The 23,454-nt window shown below is 65.0% G+C and carries 24 protein-coding genes; 6 read left to right on the plus strand and 18 right to left on the minus strand.

What is annotated here, in order from left to right:
• Positions 1-29: 29 nt before the first annotated feature.
• On the plus strand, positions 30-419 hold the full coding sequence (locus JVH1_RS00875; RefSeq protein WP_009480395.1) for a RidA family protein: 390 nt from the start codon (positions 30-32) through the stop codon (positions 417-419).
• 241 nt (positions 420-660) lie between these two features.
• On the opposite strand, the gene JVH1_RS00880 is transcribed toward JVH1_RS00875, so the two are convergent.
• The 11 genes from JVH1_RS00880 to JVH1_RS00930 form a co-directional block, all read right to left on the minus strand.
• A complete protein-coding gene (locus JVH1_RS00880; protein ID WP_237735336.1) occupies positions 661-1,269 on the minus strand; it encodes an aminoglycoside phosphotransferase family protein in 609 nt (202 codons plus the stop codon).
• A 339-nt stretch (positions 1,270-1,608) separates the two neighbouring features.
• On the minus strand, positions 1,609-2,736 hold the full coding sequence (locus JVH1_RS00885) for an acyl-CoA dehydrogenase family protein (protein WP_157174105.1): 1,128 nt from the start codon (positions 2,734-2,736) through the stop codon (positions 1,609-1,611).
• A gap of 92 nt (positions 2,737-2,828) precedes the next feature.
• On the minus strand, positions 2,829-4,670 hold the full coding sequence (gene fadD11 / locus JVH1_RS00890; RefSeq protein WP_009480391.1) for a fatty acid--CoA ligase FadD11: 1,842 nt from the start codon (positions 4,668-4,670) through the stop codon (positions 2,829-2,831).
• Entirely contained in the window at positions 4,667-5,638 is a 972-nt protein-coding gene (locus JVH1_RS00895; protein ID WP_009480390.1) for an SDR family oxidoreductase, read from the minus strand. The genes fadD11 and JVH1_RS00895 overlap by 4 nt, the downstream gene beginning before the upstream one ends.
• Positions 5,638-7,122, minus strand: a complete 1,485-nt coding sequence (locus JVH1_RS00900) for an aldehyde dehydrogenase family protein (protein WP_009480389.1) — start codon at positions 7,120-7,122, stop codon at positions 5,638-5,640. Before JVH1_RS00900 ends, JVH1_RS00895 begins: the two co-directional genes overlap by 1 nt.
• Complete coding sequence (locus tag JVH1_RS00905) at positions 7,119-7,631, minus strand: SRPBCC family protein (protein WP_009480388.1); 513 nt, start codon at positions 7,629-7,631, stop codon at positions 7,119-7,121. The genes JVH1_RS00900 and JVH1_RS00905 overlap by 4 nt, the downstream gene beginning before the upstream one ends.
• On the minus strand, positions 7,628-8,731 hold the full coding sequence (locus tag JVH1_RS00910; RefSeq protein ID WP_009480387.1) for a PDR/VanB family oxidoreductase: 1,104 nt from the start codon (positions 8,729-8,731) through the stop codon (positions 7,628-7,630). The genes JVH1_RS00905 and JVH1_RS00910 overlap by 4 nt, the downstream gene beginning before the upstream one ends.
• Positions 8,728-9,660 (minus strand): metal-dependent hydrolase, encoded by a 933-nt coding sequence (locus JVH1_RS00915; RefSeq protein WP_009480386.1) that lies wholly within the window; start codon positions 9,658-9,660, stop codon positions 8,728-8,730. The genes JVH1_RS00910 and JVH1_RS00915 overlap by 4 nt, the downstream gene beginning before the upstream one ends.
• Positions 9,657-11,201, minus strand: coding sequence for an NAD(P)/FAD-dependent oxidoreductase (locus tag JVH1_RS00920; RefSeq protein ID WP_009480385.1), 1,545 nt, complete (start codon positions 11,199-11,201; stop codon positions 9,657-9,659). The genes JVH1_RS00915 and JVH1_RS00920 overlap by 4 nt, the downstream gene beginning before the upstream one ends.
• Before the next feature lie 544 nt (positions 11,202-11,745).
• On the minus strand, positions 11,746-12,183 hold the full coding sequence (locus tag JVH1_RS00925) for a carboxymuconolactone decarboxylase family protein (protein ID WP_009480384.1): 438 nt from the start codon (positions 12,181-12,183) through the stop codon (positions 11,746-11,748).
• Positions 12,184-12,240: 57 nt separating this feature from the next.
• Positions 12,241-12,879 carry an HD domain-containing protein gene (locus JVH1_RS00930; RefSeq protein WP_009480383.1) on the minus strand — a complete coding sequence of 213 codons (639 nt, stop codon included), beginning with the start codon at positions 12,877-12,879 and terminating at the stop codon, positions 12,241-12,243.
• A gap of 58 nt (positions 12,880-12,937) precedes the next feature.
• Here JVH1_RS00930 and JVH1_RS00935 point away from each other — a divergent pair, with 58 nt between their 5' ends.
• Positions 12,938-13,990: a GlxA family transcriptional regulator gene (locus JVH1_RS00935; protein ID WP_043782722.1), complete on the plus strand. Its 1,053-nt coding sequence runs from the start codon at positions 12,938-12,940 to the stop codon at positions 13,988-13,990.
• Between the two features lie 97 nt (positions 13,991-14,087).
• Positions 14,088-14,612 (plus strand): polyketide cyclase, encoded by a 525-nt coding sequence (locus JVH1_RS00940; RefSeq protein WP_202803513.1) that lies wholly within the window; start codon positions 14,088-14,090, stop codon positions 14,610-14,612.
• A 2-nt stretch (positions 14,613-14,614) separates the two neighbouring features.
• On the opposite strand, the gene JVH1_RS00945 is transcribed toward JVH1_RS00940, so the two are convergent.
• A complete protein-coding gene (locus tag JVH1_RS00945) occupies positions 14,615-15,532 on the minus strand; it encodes an alpha/beta hydrolase (RefSeq protein ID WP_009480380.1) in 918 nt (305 codons plus the stop codon).
• 95 nt (positions 15,533-15,627) lie between these two features.
• Entirely contained in the window at positions 15,628-16,947 is a 1,320-nt protein-coding gene (locus JVH1_RS00950; protein WP_009480379.1) for a cyclopropane-fatty-acyl-phospholipid synthase family protein, read from the minus strand.
• A 245-nt stretch (positions 16,948-17,192) separates the two neighbouring features.
• On the opposite strand from JVH1_RS00950, the gene JVH1_RS00955 reads away from it, so the two are divergent.
• The 3 genes from JVH1_RS00955 (at position 17,193) to JVH1_RS00965 (ending at position 19,875) form a co-directional block, all read left to right on the plus strand.
• Positions 17,193-17,453 (plus strand): acyl-CoA-binding protein, encoded by a 261-nt coding sequence (locus JVH1_RS00955; RefSeq protein WP_009480378.1) that lies wholly within the window; start codon positions 17,193-17,195, stop codon positions 17,451-17,453.
• Positions 17,454-17,533: 80 nt separating this feature from the next.
• The gene (locus tag JVH1_RS00960) at positions 17,534-18,757 is read left to right on the plus strand and encodes an NAD(P)/FAD-dependent oxidoreductase (protein ID WP_009480377.1); all 1,224 of its coding nucleotides are present in this window, start codon (positions 17,534-17,536) and stop codon (positions 18,755-18,757) included.
• Between the two features lie 305 nt (positions 18,758-19,062).
• Positions 19,063-19,875: an alpha/beta hydrolase gene (locus JVH1_RS00965; protein ID WP_009480375.1), complete on the plus strand. Its 813-nt coding sequence runs from the start codon at positions 19,063-19,065 to the stop codon at positions 19,873-19,875.
• A gap of 227 nt (positions 19,876-20,102) precedes the next feature.
• Here JVH1_RS00965 and JVH1_RS00970 read toward each other — a convergent pair whose 3' ends face one another.
• The 5 genes from JVH1_RS00970 to JVH1_RS00990 all read right to left on the minus strand — a co-directional run bounded on the left by JVH1_RS00970 (position 20,103) and on the right by JVH1_RS00990 (position 23,293).
• Positions 20,103-20,228 (minus strand): dioxygenase, encoded by a 126-nt coding sequence (locus JVH1_RS00970; RefSeq protein ID WP_009480373.1) that lies wholly within the window; start codon positions 20,226-20,228, stop codon positions 20,103-20,105.
• A gap of 236 nt (positions 20,229-20,464) precedes the next feature.
• Positions 20,465-21,835, minus strand: coding sequence for an MFS transporter (locus JVH1_RS00975; protein WP_011598826.1), 1,371 nt, complete (start codon positions 21,833-21,835; stop codon positions 20,465-20,467).
• 372 nt (positions 21,836-22,207) lie between these two features.
• Positions 22,208-22,387 (minus strand): hypothetical protein, encoded by a 180-nt coding sequence (locus JVH1_RS00980; RefSeq protein WP_009480370.1) that lies wholly within the window; start codon positions 22,385-22,387, stop codon positions 22,208-22,210.
• A 112-nt stretch (positions 22,388-22,499) separates the two neighbouring features.
• A complete protein-coding gene (locus JVH1_RS00985) occupies positions 22,500-22,829 on the minus strand; it encodes a VOC family protein (RefSeq protein ID WP_011598824.1) in 330 nt (109 codons plus the stop codon).
• Between the two features lie 338 nt (positions 22,830-23,167).
• The gene (locus JVH1_RS00990) at positions 23,168-23,293 is read right to left on the minus strand and encodes a deaminase (protein WP_081437507.1); all 126 of its coding nucleotides are present in this window, start codon (positions 23,291-23,293) and stop codon (positions 23,168-23,170) included.
• Positions 23,294-23,454: the final 161 nt, after the last annotated feature.

The following is a 23,454-nucleotide window of genomic DNA, read 5'->3' on the forward strand; positions in this document are numbered from 1 at the left end:
CCGGATCTGGGCTTGCGACAATGTTGCCCATGTCGAACAGAAACAATGTCTCGTCCGGTTCCGAATGGGAAGCCAAGATCGGCTACTCCCGCGCCGTGCGCATCGGCCGGCTCGTGTCCGTGTCGGGCACCACGGCGTCGGGTCCCGACGGCCCCGTCGGCGGAAACGATCTCGGTGAACAGACCCGGGAAGCACTGCGCCGGATCGACGCAGCACTCACGGAGGCCGGAGCGAGCACGACCGATGTGATCCGCACCCGCATGTACCTCACCGACATGAGCCGGTGGGAAGAGGCCGGCATCGCGCACGGCGAGGTCTTCGGCGAAATCCGACCCGCCACCACGATCCTCGAGGTCAGCGCGCTGATTGCCCCCGGCCTGCTCATCGAGATCGAGGCCGACGCCGTCATCGGCGACTGACCGACGCGGAGAGGTGGCACCTCACCCACCCGTTCACGACGCACGCAACTGCGTGCTGAGCACCGCCTCGACTTCCGACCGGGTCGCCACCGTGGTGGGCGCCCGGTCGGAATCCGAGGTGGGTGGGTCCGCACCCGGTGCGGGCACACCTGAGCGCCACTCACTGCCCGACCGGCGATCTGCCTTCGGTCCTGATCTGCGGGATTCCGCCGATCGGTAGATGCGTCGCGTTTCTACGTTTTCAAAGATGAACCTGGGATACCCGGCCGACGCTCTTGTCGAGCATCCAGCGGCAGTGTTCCTCGAATTCTGCGTCACCAATGTTGTGAGCCCACACCACAGTCGCTATCGCCTGATGCATCCACTCGAGGTCCAAGGTTTCGACGTCTGAGGCGGTGAGATCACGCCCGAGACCGGCAAGGAAGGCCTCCTCCAAATCGGGCCGGCCCATGAACTGCTGAGACTGCAACCTCACCAGATCACTCGTCCAATGCCGCCAGTCCGCGCGGCCGAAGTCGATCACCCTCAACTCACTCTCATGCAGCAACCAGTTCCGCGGGTGGTAGTCGCCGTGGGTGAACGACAACCGCACCGGCCTTGCCGCGGTAGCCGCCAACCGCACGCGCAATGCCTCCAGCTGGTCAGCCGACACCAGATCCTCCGCCCGGTCCATGTACCCATGCGTGCGCTCGATCAGATTTGCGTAGTACACGGCAGACACGTCGCCCGGCAACAGCAGGCCAGCGAGTGCCTGCCCCGCCTGCAGGTAGGTGGCCGGGTCCCAGTCCGCTGGCGACCCCTCGACCAGTTCTCCGGGAAGGTACTCGGTCACCAGCAGCTTCTCGCCCACGTCGGCATACACCAAGCGCGGCAACCCAACCCCGTGTTCCTCAGGAATACTTGGTGGGCTGCGATCTCCCTGCCGATGTGATGGCTCGACCGTGATGCCTTCACGATGAAGTCGTTGTCAGCTTTCCGCACTCTCAGTACGGTCGTGTCCTGCAATGGCCACGAATGATCCGCGAGAACCTGCCACTGCCCGAACCAACGGTCCAGTAGAGCCGATTGCGCGTCTGTCAGATCTGTATTCCGCCCCGGCACTTCCCCAGACCAGGCCGAGCCGATCGTGTGCATGTGGTAGGCACTTGCGGAATCACCCACCATGCGACGATGCTGAGCTGTCTGCTTGTTATAGCGCTCTCGAGATCAGTTCTTTCATGACCTCGTTGGATCCGGCGTAGATGCGCTGGATGCGGGCGTCGGCGTACATCTGGGCGATGGGGTATTCGAGGATGTAACCGTATCCTCCGAACAGTTGGAGACAGCGGTCGATCACGGCGCACTGTTGGTCGGTCAACCAGTATTTCGCCATTGCGGCGGTGGTGACATCGAGTTCGCCGCGAAGGTGCTTGTCGATGCAGTCGTCGATGAAGGTGCGCGACACCCTCGCGAGTGCCGCGCATTCGGCAAGTTCGAAGCGGGTGTTCTGGAGGTCGAACAGGGTCTTTCCGAACATTGTCCGCGATTTGGTGTACTCGATCGTAAGTGCTACTGCGCGTTCGATCGCGGCGACGGCAGCGACGCCGCAGATCAACCTTTCCTGTGGTAGCTGCTGCATCAGCTGGACGAATCCGGCACCCTCACGTTCTCCGAGGAGGTTGTCCACCGGGACGCGAAGTCCGTCGAAGAACAGTTCGGTGGTGTCCTGCCCCTTCTGGCCCAGCTTGTCGAAGATCTGTCCGCGCGAGAATCCGGGAGTGTCGTCGTTCACCTCGGCGACAACGAGAGACACTCCCTTCGCCCCGAGCGTGGCATCGGTCTTGGCCGCGATGATCACGAGGTCGCAGTTGCGACCGTTGGAAATGAAGGTCTTGGCGCCGGTGATGACGTAGTCGCCGCCGTCACGCACGGCCTGGGTAGTGATATTTTGCAGATCCGAGCCGGCGCTAGGTTCGGTCATGGCGATGGCACCGACCCATTCACCGCTTGTGAGCTTGGGAAGCCATCGCGATTTCTGCTCGAGGCTTCCGTACGCGTTCAGGTAGTGCGGAACGATTCCCGAGTGCACACCGAGTTGTAACGAGTGGTCACCCGCCATCACCTGTTCGTGAAACAGCACGGCATCGTGGGCGAAAGTTCCTCCCCCTCCGCCGAACTCCGTAGGAATCGACATCCCCGACAAGCCCAGCTTGCCCAGGGTGCCGTAGATCTCCTTGTCCGGAAAGCCCTGTGCGGCGAACCGGCGTTGGTGGGGGGTGACCTCCTTGGCGAAGAAGTTTCGGGCGAGTTCGGCAACTGCGCCGAGCTCGTCGTCCATCCATGAGGATGTGATGTCGGTGATGGCAGGGTGAGCAGTCACGGGTTCGTCTCCAGAATTTGTTGCGAACGAGTCATGAGGGGTCAGCTGTCTCAGCTCCCCACCGGGACCTCCGACGTCCGGGCGGCGGGCTCATACACACCTCGGGCGAGTGGTTCGAGGTAGAGCAGCTCGATCTCGGATGCGTACTTCTCGGCGATCGGTTTGCGGCGCAGTTTCATCGTCACGGTCAGTTCGTCACCGCCCGGCTCCCAGAAGGTGGGGAGGATCAGGAAGCGCTTGATCTGCTCCACGCGAGAGAGGCCGGTGTTGGCCAGCGCGACGGCGGCGGCGATCATCGCGATCATGTCACGGTCTCCTGCCAGGGAAGCGGCGTCGACCCGGATGTCCTTCGTCGCAGCGAAATTGGCTGCGGCCTCGGGGTCGAGTGAGATCAAGGCCGTGTTGTACGGCCGCGCATCTCCGATGGTGGCCACGCCGCCGATGAACGAGGAGGTGGCCTTGATTGCGTTTTCGATGGTGGCGGGGGACATATTCTTCCCCGAGGAGTTGATGATCAGTTCCTTCTTCCGATCGATGACGGTGAGGTATCCGTCCGCGTCGATGGACACCACGTCACCGGTGGCCAGCCATCCGTCGGCGTCGACGGCGTCGGCAGTTTTGGCAGGCTCCCCCCGGTAGCCCTTCATGACGAGGGGGCCACGAACGAAAAGCTCACCGTCGTTCGCGACTCGCATGTCCATGCCGGGCACGATCTTGCCGACCGTTCCCAGTTTGGCGGGATCGGCCGGGGCCGCACTGGCGATGCAGGTCAGTTCCGACATCCCCCAGATCTCGGAGATCTGCAGCCCGAGCGCTGAGAAGAACGCCAACGTGTCGGCTGGTATCGGTGCCGCCCCCGACACGGCCCATCTGAGCTTGTCGAATCCGAGTTCGGCGCGCATCGGCGCCAGCACCATTGATTCTGCCGTGACGAACTCGTGTTCCAGTTCTTCCGGTACCGGCAGCCCTACCCGGAGCATCTCGATACGGCGTGCGCCGACATCGAGGCCCCACTGCAGCGCGTGCCGTCGTGCGTCGTCCGGTTCGTTCGCCACCGCCCGTTCGACCGCGATTTTCAGCTTCTCCCAGACACGCGGCACCGCGCCCCAGATGGTCGGCCGACAGTCGGGAAGTGCGGCAGCAATCCGCTGTACGTCCGCGACGACGGTGACTTGCGTTCCGAACACCATCTGGAAGTACAGCGCCGTCATCCGATCGGCGATGTGTGCCGACGGCATGAAGGAGGTGATGCGGTCTCCGAACTCGATCGGGAGGATCCAGCACACCGCGCCGGCCTCGAACAGCAATGCGGCATGAGTCGACTCCACCCCTTTCGGGTTGCCGGTGGTGCCCGAGGTGTAGATCAGGGTTGCAACATCGTCGGGCCGCACCGATTGCCACGCGGCGTCGAAGTCGAAGTCCGGTGAGCCGAGTGTCTTCATCTGGTTCAAGGTGAGTGTCCCGGCCGGGGCAATTCCTCCCTCGGCGTCGATGACGACGATCTGCTCCACCTGTGCGCCGGATTCCCTGATTCGTTCCACGTATTGGGCCTCGCACACCACGACCTTGGCTTCGGCGTTCCCGAGAACGTAAGCGATAGCAGATGCGGGAAGCGTGTTGTAGATCGAGAACGACGTCGCCCCGACATGTTGAGCTCCGACATCGATGGGGTAGAACTCCACACGATTGGCCATCATCAAGGCGACGGTGTCGCCGCGGCGGACTCCGAGTGCGGCGAATCCGGCTGCCACGTCGCGGACCTGGCTCGAGTACTGCCGCCAGGTCAACGTCTGTGCATCGCCGACGGTTCGCAGTGCGATGGCGTCCGGGTCGATGGCGGCGGTGCGTTGAAATGCTGCGCACAGGGTGTGGGGCGCTTCCTCGATGGTCATGGCGTTCTCCTCGGTTCGGGACCGGCTGTTGTGGAGCCACTCGGGTGTGTGGTGACGGGACGTTCTTCGAGCTCGCGGATCAGTTGGTGACATTCGGCGTCGGCGGCGAGGTAGCCGTCGGCGAGCACGTTCACCAGTCCTCGTCCCAGGGCCCACGGTTGCCATGCCGCCGGAGCGAGGGTGCGTCCGGCGCGGCGGGCGATAGCATCTGCGATCACCGTCGCGGCATCCTCCGGGCTTATGCGGCGGCGCAGCGGACGAGGAAGACGCGCATCGAGCCTTCTGCCGATCTCGTCGTCGTCGAGGGTTGCCCGAGCCAGTTGGGTGTCGACCATCCCGAAGTACGCCACACCCGCGGAGGCGCCGTAGCCGGCGAGTTCGAGACGGAGTGCCCGGCCGAGTTGTTCGACGGCGGCCTTGCTGATCATGTAGGACGCGCCACCGAGACCGGGCGCGAAGGCCGCCGCAGACGACACCACCACGATGTGGCCGCGTCGCGCAATCACTTCGTCGATCGCAGGATGGACGGTGTTGAAGACACCCGTGAGGTTGATGTCGATCACGCGGTCGAAGCCCGCCGGATCGATCTGGCGGAGGGTGGACGGGGGCGGGGTCACTCCGGCGTTCGCGATCACCACATCGATCCGCCCGTACCGCTCGATCACCGCGTGCACGGCTGAATCCATGCCGGGACGGTCGCGGACATCGGCGACCAGGGTGAGGACCCGCCGTCGGCCGAGCGCGAATTCGGCTGCCGTCAGGGACGATTGATTGACATCGAGCAGTGCGACCGTTGCGCCGCGGGCGTGCAGGGCACGCGCCGATGCCAGTCCGATACCGTCACCTCCGCCGGTAATCAGGACTACCTTGCCGGCAACGTTGTACTCGGCGCCTCGACCGGGCAGTGGGAGGCCCAGGTCTCTCAGGGTGCGCGCAATGGTCGACCGGGTTCTGAACGTGGCCATCATCAATGCCTTCCGTGGAGCAGTCGGACGAGAACGCGGACCAGAGCGTCGATGCGTGGTGTGCGCCGAAACGTGGTGAGCGGAAGAATCGACGGGAATCGCTGCCTCGTCATCGCACGAGGGAAGGTGAATTCCCGCAACCCGTCAGCGCCGTGGACCCGGCCGAATCCGGAATCACCGACACCACCCAGCGGCAGGCTCGGGACGGCGGCATACATGACGTACGAATTGACCGACACCGCGCCGGTGCGGATTCGTGTCGCGATCTCCTCGCCGTGACGGCGGGAAAAGATGCTCGACCCCAACCCGTATCGGCTCGCGTTGGTCCGTTCGACCGCCTCGTCCATATCCCGCACCCTGCTGACGGTCAATGTCGGCCCGAATGTCTCCTCGGTGACCGCGGCACTGTCCTCCGGCACGTCCACAAGGATGGTCGGCTGCACCACGTTGCCCTCGATGGCGTCCGGCCCTCCGAGTACGGCGCGGCTGCCCTTTCCGATCGCGTCGTCGATGTGGCGACGGATGACGTCGATGTGCGTGGGCATGGCGATGGGGCCGATCTGCGCGTTCCCGCCGGTACCGGCCCGGATCGTGCCTGCGAGAGTGACCACCCGATCGACGAACGCGTCGAATACCTCTTCGTGCACGTACACCCGCTCCACCCCGAGGCAGGTCTGACCGGCGTTGGAGAACCCACCCCACACCGCCGCATCGGCCGCGGCGTCGAGGTCGCCGTCAGCGTCCACGATCAAGGCGTCCTTCCCGCCGCACTCCATCAGGACCGGGGTGAGCGTCTCCGCGCACGCGGTCATCACCTTCTTTCCCGTGGCGGTGGACCCCGTGAACCCGATCTTGTCCACACCCGATCGGCACAGCGCTGCTCCTGTGGAGCCGTCCCCTGTGACCACCTGCAGCACCGGGTGTTCCGGCACGACCTCGGACAATGTCTGGGCCAACCACACACCGACGCCCGGGGTGTACTCGCTGGGCTTGTAGACCACGGTGTTCCCGGCGGCGAGCGCGAAGGACAGAGAACCGAGCGGGGTGAAAATGGGGTAGTTCCACGGTCCGATCACCCCCACGACTCCGAGGGGGAGATACTCGACGCCGGCCGCCTGGTTGACGGTGAGGAGGCTGGGGCGGACCGTGCGCCGACCCAGAACCCGGGCGGCGTTCTTCGCCGCCCACGCGAGGTGTTCCAAGGCCATCGCAATTTCGAGCATCGCGTCCGCTTGCGGCTTGCCCATCTCGATGTGGGTGAGTTCCGCGAGTTCCGGTGCCCGGCGGGCGATGATGCCCCGCCACGCGTCGAGTCGCCGGGCCCGTGCCTCGAATCCCAGTGCCGCCCACCATCCGCCGACCTCGCGCGCGCGGCATATCGCGTCCTCGACGTCGTCGGCCGACCCGCGGGGGTGGGTGCCGACCACCCGTCCGGTCGCCGGACTGATCACATCGAACGTGTCTGCTGCAGCCGAGGTGCTGATCATCGGGCGGTGCCCTTCGGTTCGTCGAGCGCCGTGGCGGCGAGCGCGTTCGCCCATCCCCGTGTCACCCGACGAAGGAGTGGAAGGGACAGCGCGAGGATGGGGGCGAACCCGGGCGCGGAGTCCACCGCAAAGGTCCAGGTGAGGCGGGTTCCGTCCGGCGTCGGCTCCAGGGAGATGTCCTCGGCGAACCGGCGGAATCCCGGTCTGCTTGCGGACTCGGCGGTGAAAGTCATCCGTCTGCCCTCGTCCCAGCGGTAGAAGCGTTCCCTGAGCGCCGCGGCCCCGTGCCCGAGCGTCACGGTCCTGGTGGTACCGACGCCGAAGGGCCGCGACGATGTCCACTCGCTGGCCGTGATCAGCCGCGCCCACGACACCAGTGCGTCGTGCGCGGTCAACACACTCCACACGTGGCCGGTGTCCGTCGAGACGTTCACGACGTGCACAATCCGGAATCGGGCGGTCTGCAGGAAGTCGTCGTCGGTCGCGGCGAGTGGGTACCAGCGCGTCACAGGTCGACCACCAGCGACCCACCGGCCGAGCGGGACAGGCAGATCAGCATCGAATCCTCCTTCTCGTCGTGCGTCAGGATCCTGTCGCGGTGATCGACCTCACCGGCCAGGACACGCACGCGACAGGTGCCGCAAAAGCCCTGCTGACATGAGTAGGCCACGCCGGGGACCTCCCGGCGGATCGCGGCCAGCGCGGTCTCGTCCGGCCCGACGGACACAGTCGTCCCTCGGCGGGCAAGGTGTATCTCGAACTCGCGGCCATCGACCACTGGAAGTGGTGAGAAGCGCTCGGTGTGAAGCGATCCGGTCGGGTCGATCTCGCGCATCACCCGACGTGCGGTCGTCATCAACGGTGTCGGACCGCACATGTAGACGGCGGCACCCGGTGAAGCCGTGGCGACGACTCCGGCGACGTCGGGAGCGCCGAGTTCGTCGTCCGGCCGGATCTCGACCTGGCCACGGGAGTACCGGGCGAGTTCGTCGAGGAACGGCATGGTCGCTCGGGAGCGTCCGAGATACACCAGCCGCCAAGGCAGTTCACGGTCGTGGCATCTCTTCAGCATCGGCAGGATCGGGGTGATTCCGATTCCGCCCGCGACGAACAGATACGAGTCGGCGGCCACCAGTGGGAACGCGTTGCGCGGCCCCCGCACGGTGATCGGGGTCCCGGCCCGCAGGGAGTCGTGTACCTCGATCGAGCCACCCAGACCCGTGTCGATCCGGCGGACCGCGATGCGGTAGGACGACAGGTCGTCGGGGTCGCCGCACAGAGAGTACTGCCGTTGCTTTCCGGACGGGAGGATCAGGTCGAGGTGAGCGCCCGGGATCCAGGACGGAAGATCGCGTCCGTCCGGCGACACCACTTTCAGGCTGACCACATCAGCAGCCTCGGTTCGCACCTCCGCAACGATCAGTTCCCTATCGAACCCCCAGTTGCGCACAGGCTTCGGCCTCGACAGCCACGGAGCAGCACGACTGGCGGCGAACACGTGCCGATACGCGACCGTCGCCCGCGCGGCCAGCCGGAGAACCCTGGAGGGTTCGAAATCGGGTGTATCGGAGTCCGAACCTGCGGACCTGTCCGACCTCGTCATCGTCATAAGTGGCTTCCTCGGTGGGAACGGTTGGCAGCAGGCGATTGTGCGAGGTAGCGCATCGCCACATCCATGTCACCGATCTGCGAGGGATGGAAGCCGGGACGGAGGTACGGCGGGATCTCCGTGATCAGGAATTTGATGTTCGGCACGAGCCCCCGCCTGGTTGCCCGGATCAGCTGCAGGGGCCAGAAGCGACCCTTGTCCGTCGACGGGTCGGTGCGGAAGAGGTAGTTCATCGATGTCAGGAACAGCAGGCTGAGCGTGAGGCTGGCGATCAGCGCCGTTCGTACGCGCCGGGCATAGCTGCCGTCGACGTACATGTAGGCGTCGAAGGCGACGTTGCGGTGCTCGACCTCCTCGGCGCCGTGCCACCGGACCATGTCGAGCATCACCGGATGCATGCCCGCCTTCTCCAGCGCGGGGTCCGTCAGCAGCCACTCCCCCACCACGGCGGTGTAGTGCTCCATGGCGGCGAACAAGCCCAGCCGTTCGCACAGCCACGCCTGTTTCGCGCGGCCGGACAGCCCTCGGTCTCCCAGAATCCGGTCAACGAGCCAGTCCATCTTCTCCGCCATCGGTTCGATGTCCATGCCCAGTTCCGCGAGGTGCTCACGGGCACCCTTGTGCGAAGCGGCATGAGTCGCCTCCTGGCCGACGAACCCGACCACTTCCTCGTGGAGCCGCTCGTCCTCGATCAATGGCAGTACCTCCGCCAACGTCGCGGACATCGCACGCTCACCTTCGGGAAGAACCAGATGCATGAAGTTGATGACATGCGTGGCCATTGGCTCGCCGGGAACATAGTGCAACGGCACTCCATCCCAGGAGAACTCGACGTCACGGGCGGCGATCGCGTGAGCTTCGTCCGTGTACCGCCGCGCACCGACGGGATCGACCACAGGGTTTCGGCCGATTCGGGCAAACGACATCATCCTGCTGTCCTCACTGTCGACTTTGCCGAGGCTCCGGCCCCGCTGATGATGTAGTGGTGGAGGTCCACCCGCCGGGTCCGCGCGCGGAAGCGGCGGTTGAACCCCGGGTAGAAGGTGAAGTTGCGGCCCTCGCCGCTGAGGTAGTAGCTGTTGCACCCGCCGGTGTTCCACACCGAGGTCTGCAGCCTTTCGTCGACCTCGTCGACGAACGCCTGCTGAATCTCGGGGCGGACGTCGATACTGGCCGCCCCCTGCGCGTTCATTTCCTGCAGGCAACTGAGGATGTACGCAATCTGCGCTTCGATGGTCACCACCTGCGAGGTGTAGACGACCGAATTGGGGCCGAGCAACATGAAGAAGTTGGGGAAACCACTGATGGTGGTGCCGAGATAGGCGCGGGCATTGCCGTTCCACGCCTCGGCCAGGGTACGACCGCCTCGACCTCGCACCACGTCGAACGCAGGATTGTCGGTCAGCCGGAATCCCGTTCCCATCACGATCGTGTCGACCTCGTGCAGAACGCCGTCTTCGGTGACGATCCCATTCGATCGCACTTCCCGGATTCCGTCGGTGATCACGTCCACATTCGGTTGCGCGAGCGCCGGATAGAAAGAGTTGGAAAACGTCGGTCGTTTGCAACCGAACGCATAGGTGGGCGTAAGTTTTGTCCGCAGTTCGGGGTTGTGGACCTGGCGGCGCAGGTGGGCGCGCCCGAGTGCCGCCAGCCCTTTCAACAGCGCCGGCTTGTACACGAACCCGGGAACCATCGCCTCTTGGACCAGATCGAGACCGGACCGTGCCAGCCTCTGGGCAACAGGTACCCGCGCGAACAGTTTCCGGGGCCATCCGGTCATCGGCTGGTCGGGGTGCGGAAGTATCCACGTCGGGGTCCGCTGGAACACTGTCATCGAACCGACGATCGGCTGGATTCGGGGGATGATCTGGACCGCAGAGGCCCCGGTTCCGATCACTGCGACCCTTTCCCCCGCGAGATCGTGCTCGTGGTCCCAGGCCGCCGAGTGAAAGACAGCGCCCCGGAAGCTCTCCAGTCCCGGGAGGTTCGGTACCGCCGGTTCGCTGAACGGGCCCATCGCCCCGACCAGGATCCGCGCCTCCCAAGTTCCACGACTGGTGGTCACGTGCCACACCTGCGAGTCGTCGTCCCAGGTCGCGTCCTGCACGTCATGACCCATCCGCAGATGCGGGACGATGCCGAAGTTCTCAGCGCAGGAACGGAGATAGTCGTGGATCTCCTGCTGCAGCGGGTAAAGCCTGGTCCAGTTCGGGTTGGGTGCAAAAGAGAATGAATAGAGGATCGAGGGGATGTCGCACTGCGCTCCCGGGTAGGTGTTGACCCGCCACGTCCCGCCGATGTCCTCCGCGCGGTCGAGCACGACGAAGTCGTCGATGCCGGCTTGTTTCAGTCTGATCGCAGTTCCCAGCCCACCGAATCCCGCGCCGACCACGAGTACGTCGACCACTTCGGGTGGGTGATCGACGCTGTCGACCGGAAGTTCCACCGGTATTGCAGACCTGACCATTCGGGCGCCCTCCTCGTTGATGCCGCGCATGCCGGCAACACTAGAACTGACATCATCCGCTGTCAACAGCGGTCGATGTCAACATTTGAAGGAGGATCCACCGGCGTCCGACCTGCACGTCGCAGTGAGAGGATGAGGACACGACCGGGACCGGGACCGGCCGCGCGATGGTGCGGGGGACCTGCCGCCGAGCAGGCCCCCGAGCGGTACGTCTACGAGAGCTTCGCCGGCACGGATGCACTCCCCGTTGCCGTCCTGGATCGTGTCGTTCTCGCCGCACGCGATACGTTGATCACTACTCGACTCGACAGCGAACTTCGGCGCTCTCGCGTCCCTGTACCAGCGTTGGCTCACCGGCAACTCGAAAATTTCCACAAGCCGGTTCATAGACCATGTTTCGCTGGTCATCGAAGCCCAGGCCAACGTCAACAGCCCGCCGGATCGAGCCAGATGACACTCGACATGGCCAACCACCGCGATTCCCGCGCTCGCGCCGGCCCAATTCGCCGTCACCGCCTGCCTCGTGCCGCGAGGGCCGAGAACTCTACGGCGCAACCGGGTAGTGGCTGGTGATCGCGACCCGGTTCCAGGCGTTCATCACGGTCGCCAGCCAGCTGATCGCGGACACCTGCACGTCGGTGAGTGAGCCGTCGTCCCAGGCTCGCCGGTCCGGGACAGCGAGCGCGGTGACTTGTTCGGCGAGAGCGAGCGCCGCCCGCTCCTGGTCGCTGAAGTACTGCGACTCCCACCACGCCGCCACGACCGCAAGCCGATCCGCGCTCTCCCCCTTGGCCAGGGCCGCACGACTATGCAAGCGAAGACAGAACGCGCAGCCGTTCAGCTGGGAGACGCGAATCTTCACCAACTCCACCAGCAGCGGGTCCACTCCCGCGGTTTCCAGAGCCGCCTTCACGCCCGCGTCCAGCCTCATCAGGTTCTGGTAAACGGACGGGTGCTGCTCACCGAGATTCACGCTGGTCATCATGTTCCCTTCGAATAGTGTGCCGAATTGACGAATGGTCCTGCGATCCCGTCCCGGTCACGACGACCACGCCGACCCCATGATCCGATCGACCATGCTCGTGCTGCGGAAGCCGGGCACGAAGTGCTCGAGTACGTCGGCATTGACGGTGCCGTAGGTAGTGTCCGGCCGGTAGCTGAGCCCGTCGACGAAGGCCTGCAGAAACTCGTTCTTGAAATCACCCCGCGGATGGACAGCAGTGATCTCCTCCACCTGATCCGGGTCCAGACCTTCCAAACCCAACCCGACCACATCGGTGAGAACACCGAAGTTCGTGGCAGCGACCTCGTCCCCCATCCGGCCGGGAATCCCCGGCGTGGTGTGCAACGCGATCGCCGTCCAGACCACCTCAGCGGCGGCATCGGAGAAACCGCGATCGAGCAGGAACGTGCGAGCGTGATCGGCTCCATCGAGCTCGAACCGCTGCTCCACGCCCGAGAACGGCCTGAGCAGACCCGTGTCATGGAACAGCGCCGACAGATACAGCAGCTCAGGGTCCGGCCGCAGGGCGAGCTCGCGAGCCCGCAGCGTGCTGAAGAGGAACACGCGCCGCGAGTGATGGAAGATCAGCGGGTTCGTCGTCTCCCTGATCAGAACCGTGGCCTCAGCCGCCGCCTGCGTCTCGGGAATCTCCACTCCTGCGATGATCTCGGTCATGAGCCTGCACTTTCAGGTTTCGATGTTGTAGAACAGACGATGTGTCCGTCCCCCAACGGTGCCGCACATCCGGCATCCGGCGCCGCCTCGGTCCGGCCATGAACCACTCGAATCTGGACAGGCGGTGAGCATGCACACCAGCCCCCACCCCCACAGGGTCGCGATCCTCGTCTACGACGGGGTGAAGCTGCTGGACGTCGCCGGCCCCGCCGAAGTGTTCGCCGAGGCGAATCGATGCGGCGCCGACTACCAGATCGTGCTGCTGTCACCGACCGGGGCCAATGTGGCATCGTCCATCGGCATCACGATCTCCGTGGACGGCAACGCAGGATCGGAACCGGCCCCCGACACCTTCCTCGTGGCCGGCGGCGACATCTATCCCCGAACCGCCATCGCCCGCGACCTCGTCGACGCCACGAACACCCTCGCCACGCGAGCTACCCGAGTCGGCTCCATCTGCACCGGGGCATTCATCCTCGCAGCGACCGGCCTCCTGGACGGCAAACGCGCGACCACACACTGGAAAGTCGCACACGAACTCGCCACCCGACACCCGACGACCCACGTCGAACCCGACTCGATCTATGTTCGCGACGGCACCACCTACACCTCCGCAGGCGTCAGCGCCGGCATCGACCTCGCGCTAGCCCTCGTCGAAGACGACCACGGCCCCGATCTGACACGCGACGTCGCCCGACGCCTCGTGGTCTACCTGCAGCGCGCGGGCGGACAATCGCAATTCTCCGCCCCACTCCAAGGCCCACCGCCGCGCACACCGGCCCTCCGCCGAATCGTGGACCTGGTGACCGCAGACCCCGCCGGAAACCACTCGCTCCCCGAGCTCGCCACACACCTCAACATGAGCCCCCGACACCTCACCCGGCTCTTCCGCACCGAACTGTCCACCACACCAGCCCGATACGTCGAACTGATCCGATTCGACCTGGCAAAGGCCCTCCTCGATCAAGGACACAACGCAACACAAGCAGCATCACTCGCCGGATTCCCCAGCTACGAGAGCCTACGAAGAGTCTTCGCACGAGAGCTGTCGATGTCACCGACCGCCTACCGACACCGCTTCGGCACCGCGCACCGCGCCAACGCAGGATAACCGTAGCCACCGTGTGGCGTCGGCGACCGATGAATTCCGCCTCGCCCCGCAGTCTGTCTCGATGAGTGTCCGCTTCCGCACCCGCGGGGGGTCGGAGATGAGGCAAACAAGGAGCGTGCATACCGTGCATCAAGACAACGTGAGCGCCACTCTGACTGTCACCGTGCCCGCCACCAGGGTGTTCGCGGTGCTGGCCGACCCGAAGACCCATTCTGCGATCGACGGCACCGGCTGGGTTCAGGAAGCTACCGACCCGGCGCCGATGACCGAGGTGGGGCAGATCTTCCGGATGGACATGTATCACCCCAACCATCCGAACGGTGAGTATCAGGTGCCCAACGAGGTCCAGGTCATCGACCCGCCGCGCGCCATCGGCTGGATGACGGGGCAGGAGAAGGACGACGGTCGCCTGGAGTTCGGCGGCTGGATCTGGCGTTACGACCTGGTGCCGCGCGGCACGACTGAAACCGAGGTCACGCTCACCTACGACTGGTCTGCGGTGCCGCAGTTCATCCGCGAGTACATCCAGTTCCCGCCGTTCGGTCCTGAGCATCTCACCAACTCGCTGCACCACTTGGCCGAGCTTGCCGCATCGACCTCCCAGGCTTCGACACCCGAGTAGTCCTACGGTTGGGCGAGCCGCTCGAGGAGCCATGATTCGACGCCGCTCAGCGCAGTCCTGGCCATTGCCGTGGGGTGGCCCGTGAACCCGTGGGGCGCGTCGGGATAGATCCGGAGCTCGACGTCATTGCCGGCGGCGGAGAGCCGGCCTGCCATCGCGAGGTTGTCTTCCAGCAACACGTCTTTGCTTCCGACGACCAGCAGCGCCGGGGGAAGGCCGTGGAGGTCGCCGTACAGAGGAGAGATGTCTGGAGCAGTGCGATCTTCCACGTGGCCGACGTAGGCCTGGATGAAGTATTCGTCTGCGATCCGACGTCCGGCCGGAGTCTGCGCGCTCGAGTCGAAGGTGCCGAATTGAAGTGCGGCGCTGGTGAACCCGTCGACGGCTCCCCTGTCCCGCAGCCGGAGCAGAGTTGCCAGCGCGAGAGTCGCTCCCGCCGATCGCCCGCCGATCGCCAGTCGAGATGATCCGAAGCGGGCATCGGCGTGTTCGACGACCCAGAGCGCCGCCGCTTCGCAGTCATCGGGTGCGGCCGGCCACGGGTGCTCGGGTGCCAGCCGGTAGTCGACGCTGACGACGGCGATGCGGAGAGCGTCAGCGAGCTCACGGTTACGCACGTCGTCGCGCGCCGCGGAGTCCATGTAGAAGCCGCCACCGTGGATATCGAGGTAGACGCCCCGCGCTCGCCCGCCGGCGGGGGTGAAGATCCGCACCGGGACATGCGCTCCCGCGGCTTCGACCATTTCTTCGACCGCCGGTGGATCGGCGGGTGAAGGAGCGGACCGCTTCGCCCGTACTTCCCTCAGCTCCTCGGGAGTGCGGGGGCCGCGGCCGACTGCCCTCGAGGTGTAGAAGCCGCGAGCTTCCTCGACCTGCTCCGCCGGCACGTCGACCAACAAATCGTCCAGCGCGAACCGCACGCGCCCTCCTCACCGTCGGGGGTCTCACCACGACACTGTTTACCGCGCTGCGCTCGGCACGCACCGAACGCGAATTCAGTGCTTCTGAACGGTTTTCAGTGTTCGCGAGCCGGAGATTGTATCGGTACAGATTGTTGCAAGAGTTCGGCACGGGTGCCGGGCATGCCGCTGCTACCCCGTTCGGAGGATTTGACTGCCAGAACCTGGTTGATCCCGAGCCGATTCGCCGCAAAAGCCAACGCCGCGCCGGCCATATACATCCGCCACACCCGGGCCCGCCCGGCGCTGCTGTAGGCCACCGCCTCGTCCCAGTTCGCCTCCAGGTTCCCCACCCAGGCCCGCAGGGTCAGCGCGTAGTGCTCGCGCAGCGACTCGACGTCGCGCACCTCGAAACCGGCCCCTTCGAGCGCCTCGATCATCGTCGCGAGTGGTTCGATTTCTCCGTCGGGGAACACATAGCGATCGATGAAGGACGTCTTGGAGAACGTGGCGGCGGGTTTGCGTGGCCGCCGCGAGATCGCGTGGTTGAGCAACCGCCCCTGCGGGCGTAGCAACGCGAACAGGTCCGCGGCGTAGGTCGCCAGCATCGCGGCGCCGACGTGCTCGGCCATGCCGATGCTCGAGATCGCGTCGTAGGGGCCGTCTGTGACGTCGCGGTAGTCCTGGACTCGGATCTGCACCAACTCCCCCACGCCCGCGTCGACCATCCGTTTGCCGGCGTAGTCCGCCTGCTCCTGGGACAGGGTGACACCGACGACGTGCACTCCGTAGTGACGTGCCGCGTGCAGCGCGAACGTCCCCCACCCGCAGCCGACGTCGAGGACCCGCATCCCCGCGGTCAGACCGAGCTTGCGGGCCACCAGATCGCATTTGGCATATTGGGCTGCGTCCAGATCCTCGCTCGGCTGCGCCCAGTACGCGCACGAGTAGGTCATCGACTCACCGAGCACGAGTCGATAGAAGTCGTTGCCGACGTCGTAGTGGTGGCTGATCGCGGCGGCGTCACGCTCCTTGTCGTGCCGGTGCCCGCGCGCCGGTTTCATCTCCTCGGCCGGCGGTTTCGGCGGCAGGCCGATGATCCCCAGACGCAGCGCCGCTGCCGCCAGCGCCTTCTTCGTCTGCCGGTCTATCCGTACACCGGGGCCCCTGCTCGGGTCCGACACCTGCTCCAACACGTCCAGCCCGGCGAGCAGGTCTCCCTCGATGTCGATGTCGCCGGACACGTAGGCCCGCGCGAAACCGAGGTCGTTGGGCGCCCACAGCAACCGCCGCAGACCACGCCGATTGACGATGTGCACCTGCCACGGCGCGTCCGAAGGACCACTGCGACTACCGTCCCAACACCGGATCCCTACCGGGACCTGTGCCCCCACCACCGCGCGAACCAGCGGCGCCACCGTGTCAGCGACCGTCATACACACCTCCGTCGAAGTTTGGGGTCCCACCACCACTGCGCCTGCTCAATTCACCTCACTCGCCCGTCGACCATATCGATGGAACCCCCGTCGCCGCACACCTTCACACCAACTCCCGCTCGGGACAACCTGTCTCTCGAAACCCGCCTCGCCCTCATCGAATGGGCGGCCCGAACGGATCAGACGCCATCGGCTCCGGGCGTTACGATTGCGTCGAAGAGTTCGTCCGAGAGCCAGGGGTGCCCATGTCGGATCTGGATCAGGCGTTCGCCGATGCGCAGGAGAACGTCAAGAAGCTCACCTCACGGCCGGCCAACGATGAGCTGCTGCGGCTGTACGCGCTGTTCAAGCAGGGGTCGAGGGGCGATGTCGAAGGCAAGCGGCCCGGTCGGTTCGACATGGTCAACCGCGCCAAGTACGACGCCTGGGCCAAGGTAGCGGGTACGAGCAGCGCCGATGCCAAGCAGGGCTACATCGACCTGGTGGCCCGGCTCACGCAGGGCTGAGTTCGGGCGTTTCGGTCCGGTGGTGCCCGATCGCGCATGATCCAGCGGTCGTCCCGGCATAGACCTGGCACGATGGCGGTGTGTCTGATTCCAAGCGCGTCCTCGTCCTCGGCTCGGGATTCGCCGGCTTGTGGGCCGCGCTGGGGGCGGCGCGGCGGCGCGACGAACTCGACGCCGCGGACACCGTCGATGTCACGGTGATCAGTGCGCAGCCGTTCCACGACATCCGGGTCCGCAACTACGAGGCAGACCTGAGCGCTTGCCGCATTCCGCTGAGCGATGTGCTCGACCCGGTCGACGTCGGGCACATCGCTGCCGAGGTGAGGGCGATCGACACCGCGGCGCACAGCGTCACCGTCTCGGGTAATGGAGTTCAACCCACGCAGAGGTACGACCGCTTGGTCATGGCGCTGGGCAGTCGGGTGGTGAAGCCCGATATCCCGGGTTTGCGGGAATTCGGCTTCGACGTGGACACCTACGACGGTGCAATCAAGCTCCAGCGCCACCTGGCCACGCTGTCCGACGGCCGAGCGGACGGGGGCGCGGCGACCGCGGTGGTGGTCGGCGCAGGCCTTACGGGCATCGAAACGGCGTCCGAGTTGCCCGGAATGCTGGCGAAGGTATGCGCTGGACGCAGCGTCGAACCGCGGGTAGTGCTGATCGATCACAACCCCTACGTCGGTTCCGACATGGGGGCATCGGCGCGACCGGTGATCGAAGCGGCCCTGTCCGACAACGGCGTCGAGACGATGACCGGTGTCGGTGTCGCCGCTGTCGACGAGCACGGCGTGACGCTTTCCTCCGGAGAGGTGCTGGCCGCGGGCACCGTCGTCTGGTGCGCGGGCATGCGGGCCAATCCGCTGACCGCACAACTCGGCGAGCGCGACCGGCTCGGGCGCCTGCCGGTCGACGACTATCTGCGAGTGATCGGCTCGCCCGGAGTATTCGCGGCCGGCGACGTCGCCGCGGCACAGGTGGACGACGACCACGTGTCGGTGATGTCGTGCCAGCACGGGCGCCCGATGGGCCGCTACGCGGGCTACAACGTCGTCAGCGATCTACTCGGAGAGCCGATGCTTCCGCTCCGGATCCCCTGGTATGCCACGATTCTCGACCTGGGACCGGCGGGCGCGGTATACACCGAGGGGTGGGATCGCCAGGTAGTGTCGCGCGGCGCTCGGGCCAAGGCCACCAAGGTCACCATCAACACCCAACGCATCTATCCCCCGTTGAACCGAGACCGCGACGCCCTGCTCGCCGCCGCCGCACCGGTGCTGCAGGCACGACCCGATCCCGGGCAATGATTCTTGCAGGAAAGTGACGACTCACCGCCCCAGGCGACATGCAAATCGGCGGTCGAGGTCGTCGACCACGACGTCCTTGTCGATCACGACGACACCGACGCCGCGCCGTTCGCCCGCTAGACCGAGACCGGCCATCGCCCACGTCGCAGCGAGTGCATAGATGCCACGAAAGGCGACCTGCGGTGTCGACCCCTCCGCGGATCAGCCTTCCCGAATCTGTTCAACACGAACGGCATCGGCATTTGCGCTGATCTGGATACACGAACCGTGATCAGGCGCTGCCTGCCGGCGGTCACCGACATTCAATGGTGACAGGAGTCACCCTTCTTGCTATCTTCTGCATGTTCACATACTGCATGAATGTTCACATCGCGAACAACGGAGGTTCCATGTCATCGGATTCCCAGGAGCGCCTCACGGTCCTACTCGTGCACGGCGCATGGCACGGCGCATGGCGCTGGCAGAACGTCAAGGAAGAATTGATCAGAAACGGATTGGAGGTCGAGACTGTCGACCTCCCCAGCGCCAATCCGCAAGGAGGACAACGAGGAGGACTCTATGATGACGCGCGAGTTGTGCGGTCTGCTCTCGATTCGATAGAGGGGAACGTCATCGCGGTAGCACATTCCTACGGCGGCCTCCCACTGAGCGAGGGGGCAGCGGGCGCCCCCAATGTTGCGCACCTCATCTATCTGACGGCATTTCAGCTCGATATCGGCGAGTCTCTGTTGAGTGCCATTGGGGGACAACCAACATCATGGTTGCAAATAGGCGACGGTGTCACGATGCCGACAGATACGCGAGACATATTCTTTGCTGATATCGATGAAGCCGCCGCAGATGCCGCGGCAGCCCGACTTTCGCCACAGAGCCTCTCTTCTTTCGAAGAATCACAAACTGCCGCAGCGTGGATATCGACCCCAAGCACTTACATCATTTGCGAGAACGACAATGCGATTCCGGTTCCGGCGCAGGAAGCCATGTCCGCACGGGCAGGACAGACCATACGCGTCGCCTCCAGCCACTCGGCCTTCCTTTCCCGTCCCGTCGATATTGCGCAGATAATTGCAGACCACGCAAACTCGATGTCGGCAGGATTCACGCCTACTGCACCCTGAATTCTCCGTCACAACGATAAGAGGAGTTTCGCAAAGACAGCACGCTGCGTGTCGTATACCTTTACCCACCTTCATGATTCGGCGATATCACGGTTCGAATGCCGTTCGTCGCGGTCCACGTGTCGCGGTTGCGAGCACGATGTCGAAGCGAACGCGTGACCAGGTCCGGGTGCTCCCGTCGCGACCGTCCGGGGTGGATGTGCCGGCTGGTTGCGCGACAGATTCCTTCACGAATGAGTCATTGACCCGAAGACGCTGTCACTGGAGAGGAAGTGGATTCCCACCTTCCACTCGCCCTCGGTGAGCCGGACCTCGCCGAGAAAGGCGTGCAGGTGCCCAACCGCCGCCCGCATGATCTGCTTCAGGCCGTTCTCCGAAGGAACGGATGAAGGCTTCGAGGAGTCGCCCGTCGCTGACTACGAAGTGGTCGCCGAGAATCCCAAGAGTCGAGTCGAGGTCGGCATCCGCACGACCCGCACCGATTGCGGTAGGTCCGCTTTTCCGGGTGGTCCGTCCGGGCAGTTATCCGTCCACCCCGGGCCAGCACTGCCGGCACCGATCCCCCGGAACCCGGACCGCGGGAATCAGCTCAGCGGGGACCCGAAGACACGGGCACTCCCCAGGCGCTCCCCTGCTCGCGATCGAGCACGGTGACCGCCTTGTTCTTCAGTCCGAAGATGTAGACCAGCAAGCTGACCCCGATCACTACCGTCACATAGAAGATGAACCAACCGACGTGACCGGCCGACTTTGACGCCTGGAAAAGCACTGGCGCCGTACCGCCGAAGATAGAGTTCGCGAGCGCATATCCCAGTCCCACACCCAAGGCACGGATGTCGGCGGGGAACAGCTCCGCCTTCACGATCGCGTTGATCGAGGTGTACCCGGTGAGGATGACGTAGCCGACGGCGACCAGCGCGAACGCCAGTAGCGGCGAGGTGGTCTGCGGAAGGAAGGTGAGCAGCACATAGGTGTAGAGCACACCACCGACACCGAAGAAGATCAGAAGCGGCTTGCGCCCGACGCGGTCGCTGACGAGGCCGCCGATCGGCTGCAGCAGCAACAGAAAGATCAGCCCCAGTAGGTTGATCCACGTTGCCGTCAGCGCATTGTCGGCCCCGAACGTGGATTTCACAATCGCCGGCGCATTGACACTGTAGGTGTAGAACGCGACCGTGCCACCCGCGGTAATGAGGAACACCAGCAGCAGCGGACGCCAGTGTTTGGTGAACAACGCCGTCAAGGAACCCGCCGTCCGGTCCTCACCCGCACGGATGGCCTTCAGATGCGACTCGCTGAGCGACTCGTCCATCGAACGCCGAATCCACAACACGACCAGCGCGGCTATGCCGCCGATGAAGAAGCCGATCCGCCATCCCCAATCCTTCAACGCTTCGACATCGAGAACGCTGAGCGCGATCAGGAGCGTGAACTGCGCGAGCACGTGGCCGCCCACGAGGGTCACGTACTGGAAAGACGACAAGAAGCCGCGCCGATTCGCGGTCGCCGCTTCGGACATGTACGTCGCCGAGGTGCCGTACTCCCCACCCGTGGCGAATCCCTGAACAAGCCGAGCGAGGACCAAAACCACCGCCGCCCAATACCCGATGATTTCGCGCGTCGGCATGACCGCGACCACGAAGGAGCACGATGACATGATGGTGATGCTGAGCATCAGGGCGGCCTTGCGGCCACGACGGTCGGCGAACCGGCCGAAGAACCAGGACCCCACCGGTCGCATGACGAAGGTGACCGCGAAGATCGCGTAGATGTAGAGCGTGGAGTTGGCGTCGTTCTCGTCGAAGAACTGCGCCTCGAAGTACGTGGCGAAGACCGTGTAGATATACACGTCGTACCACTCGACGAGGTTTCCTGCCGAGCCCTTCATCGTGTTGAGCACCGCCCGCCGGGTGCTCGTCGGAGCGCGGGTCGGACCGGACGGAGTCGCGTCATCGCTCATCCGTAGACGATAGCGGATCGACCTCCCGCCCCTGGGCGAGTCGCCCAGGGGCGGCGTCAGTTCGGTCCCCGGTTCGCCACCGCACAAACAGGGCACCGGAAGGATCAGCGAGATGACCATCGCCGGGCGACCCATTGGGGGGCGGTCGCGAACAACACCCGGTGCCCACCCTGGCAGGCGGCGATCACGGTCGCCGGCATCGTCGGGAACACATTCAACAGCTCCCAGCTGCGGGTTCGACCACATCGACGATCGAACCGGGGCCGGCGCACTGGTACTTCGGTGGCCCGTCGGCGGCAAGATCCGCCCTTGACGTCGCCACCGGATCGCGGTCCCCGGGACCACCGCTGTGGGAAGGTGGATCGGTCCTGTTCAAACTCGGCTCTCCAGTAGCCCACCCCCGACACCAGTGGTGACCGGCAGCGGGGGCACCGTGTGAGTGTGGAGGTATTCGAACAGCTGCCGGATGCCGAAGGACCAGGCGGGGAGGGTCTCGATTGCGCCGACCTCGTTGACCAGTGCGCCGAGGTGCTTGCTCCGGATCGTGACCACGTCGCCCGGTTTGCGGGTGAATCAACGAGCGCTCATGCCGCACGAGTCGGTTCGAGGTCGATAGTGTGGTTGACGCGGGCGACTCACGAGGCCGAGCCCGGCCACGCCATGGCTACCGGCCGCGCAGTCCGATCGGGTTGCCGTCGGCGTCGGCGAGCACGCAAATCCGCGTTTCGGGTGCGACCTGACGCGGGGCGCTGCGCTCGGTCGCGCCAGCGGCAAGCAGAGTTTCGCGGGTCGCGTCGAGATCCTCGACGTCGGCGAAGGCAACCGGTCCGGCGGTCTCCTCCCCCGGATTCAAGGCCACTTCGAAGCCGTCCACGTTGTACCCGACGTAGTAGGACTCGTCGGTGTGCGGTGCGCCGAGCAGCGCGGTGTAGACCGCCTTGGCGGCGTCCAGGTCGGATACCGGGATCACCAGGCTGCGGATTGTGGGGCTCATGTACGTCTCCTTCGGGATACGGCGGTCGTCGGCGACCGCTTCTTCGGCAATGCCCACCACGCTATGCGCGAATCGGTGATGCCGCTTCTCGAATCCTGACGAAGAACGACACCCTCGAGGGACGCCATCTCGGCCACATTCGAAGTGTGGCGCCGTCACGGCCGGGGTTTCCGGCAGCGGCTACGCGGACCCCCTCGTTATCGCGACCGAAACAGAGGATGGGTACACCATTGCCGGGCGGGCACCGTAAGTGCCGGCGTGTCAGAGTCAGCTCTTCTGCGTCCAGTATGTCCGGTGCGGCTCCAGGACTGCGTCTGCCACTTCCGGGATTGGGCCGATCATCTCGATCTTCTGGTGATGCCGTACACCAGGCGCAAAACATTGCCCCAGTCGATGGCACCTGCACACATCGAGCAGGGCTCGGCTGTTGTGTAAAGCGTGCAGGTGCTGGAGCAGGGGAACATCGAGGTCACCACGAGTGACTGCACCGGCCACGCGGAAACGGTCTTGATGCGCAGGTCCTCCCAGCAGTACGACAGGGAGTTCCTGGCAGGACACTGCCCTTGTCGTCCACCAGGATGGACCCGAACGGATGGTTGCCGTCGATCACCGCGTGCTTGGAAAC

Origin of the sequence: Rhodococcus sp. JVH1 (assembly GCF_000280725.2) — a bacterium.
Lineage (GTDB): Bacteria > Actinomycetota > Actinomycetes > Mycobacteriales > Mycobacteriaceae > Rhodococcus_F > Rhodococcus_F jostii_A.

Bases quoted from the DNA above. Each gene is read 5' to 3' on its own strand.
- JVH1_RS00900 (WP_009480389.1), bottom strand. From the start codon at position 7,122: ATGATCAGCACCTCGGCTGCAGCAGACACGTTCGATGTGATCAGTCCG.
- JVH1_RS00920 (WP_009480385.1), bottom strand. From the start codon at position 11,201: ATGGTCAGGTCTGCAATACCGGTGGAACTTCCGGTCGACAGCGTCGAT.
- JVH1_RS00885 (WP_157174105.1), bottom strand. From the start codon at position 2,736: ATGGACGACGAGCTCGGCGCAGTTGCCGAACTCGCCCGAAACTTCTTC.
- JVH1_RS00910 (WP_009480387.1), bottom strand. From the start codon at position 8,731: ATGACGATGACGAGGTCGGACAGGTCCGCAGGTTCGGACTCCGATACA.
- JVH1_RS00990 (WP_081437507.1), bottom strand. From the start codon at position 23,293: ATGTTCCCCTGCTCCAGCACCTGCACGCTTTACACAACAGCCGAGCCC.
- JVH1_RS00930 (WP_009480383.1), bottom strand. From the start codon at position 12,879: ATGACCGAGATCATCGCAGGAGTGGAGATTCCCGAGACGCAGGCGGCG.
- JVH1_RS00955 (WP_009480378.1), top strand. From the start codon at position 17,193: ATGTCGGATCTGGATCAGGCGTTCGCCGATGCGCAGGAGAACGTCAAG.
- JVH1_RS00925 (WP_009480384.1), bottom strand. From the start codon at position 12,183: ATGACCAGCGTGAATCTCGGTGAGCAGCACCCGTCCGTTTACCAGAAC.
- JVH1_RS00875 (WP_009480395.1), top strand. From the start codon at position 30: ATGTCGAACAGAAACAATGTCTCGTCCGGTTCCGAATGGGAAGCCAAG.
- JVH1_RS00975 (WP_011598826.1), bottom strand. From the start codon at position 21,835: ATGAGCGATGACGCGACTCCGTCCGGTCCGACCCGCGCTCCGACGAGC.
- JVH1_RS00950 (WP_009480379.1), bottom strand. From the start codon at position 16,947: ATGACGGTCGCTGACACGGTGGCGCCGCTGGTTCGCGCGGTGGTGGGG.
- JVH1_RS00970 (WP_009480373.1), bottom strand. From the start codon at position 20,228: ATGCGGGCGGCGGTTGGGCACCTGCACGCCTTTCTCGGCGAGGTCCGG.
- JVH1_RS00965 (WP_009480375.1), top strand. From the start codon at position 19,063: ATGGTGACAGGAGTCACCCTTCTTGCTATCTTCTGCATGTTCACATAC.
- JVH1_RS00915 (WP_009480386.1), bottom strand. From the start codon at position 9,660: ATGATGTCGTTTGCCCGAATCGGCCGAAACCCTGTGGTCGATCCCGTC.
- JVH1_RS00940 (WP_202803513.1), top strand. From the start codon at position 14,088: ATGAGGCAAACAAGGAGCGTGCATACCGTGCATCAAGACAACGTGAGC.
- JVH1_RS00895 (WP_009480390.1), bottom strand. From the start codon at position 5,638: ATGATGGCCACGTTCAGAACCCGGTCGACCATTGCGCGCACCCTGAGA.
- JVH1_RS00985 (WP_011598824.1), bottom strand. From the start codon at position 22,829: ATGAGCCCCACAATCCGCAGCCTGGTGATCCCGGTATCCGACCTGGAC.
- fadD11 (WP_009480391.1), bottom strand. From the start codon at position 4,670: ATGACCATCGAGGAAGCGCCCCACACCCTGTGCGCAGCATTTCAACGC.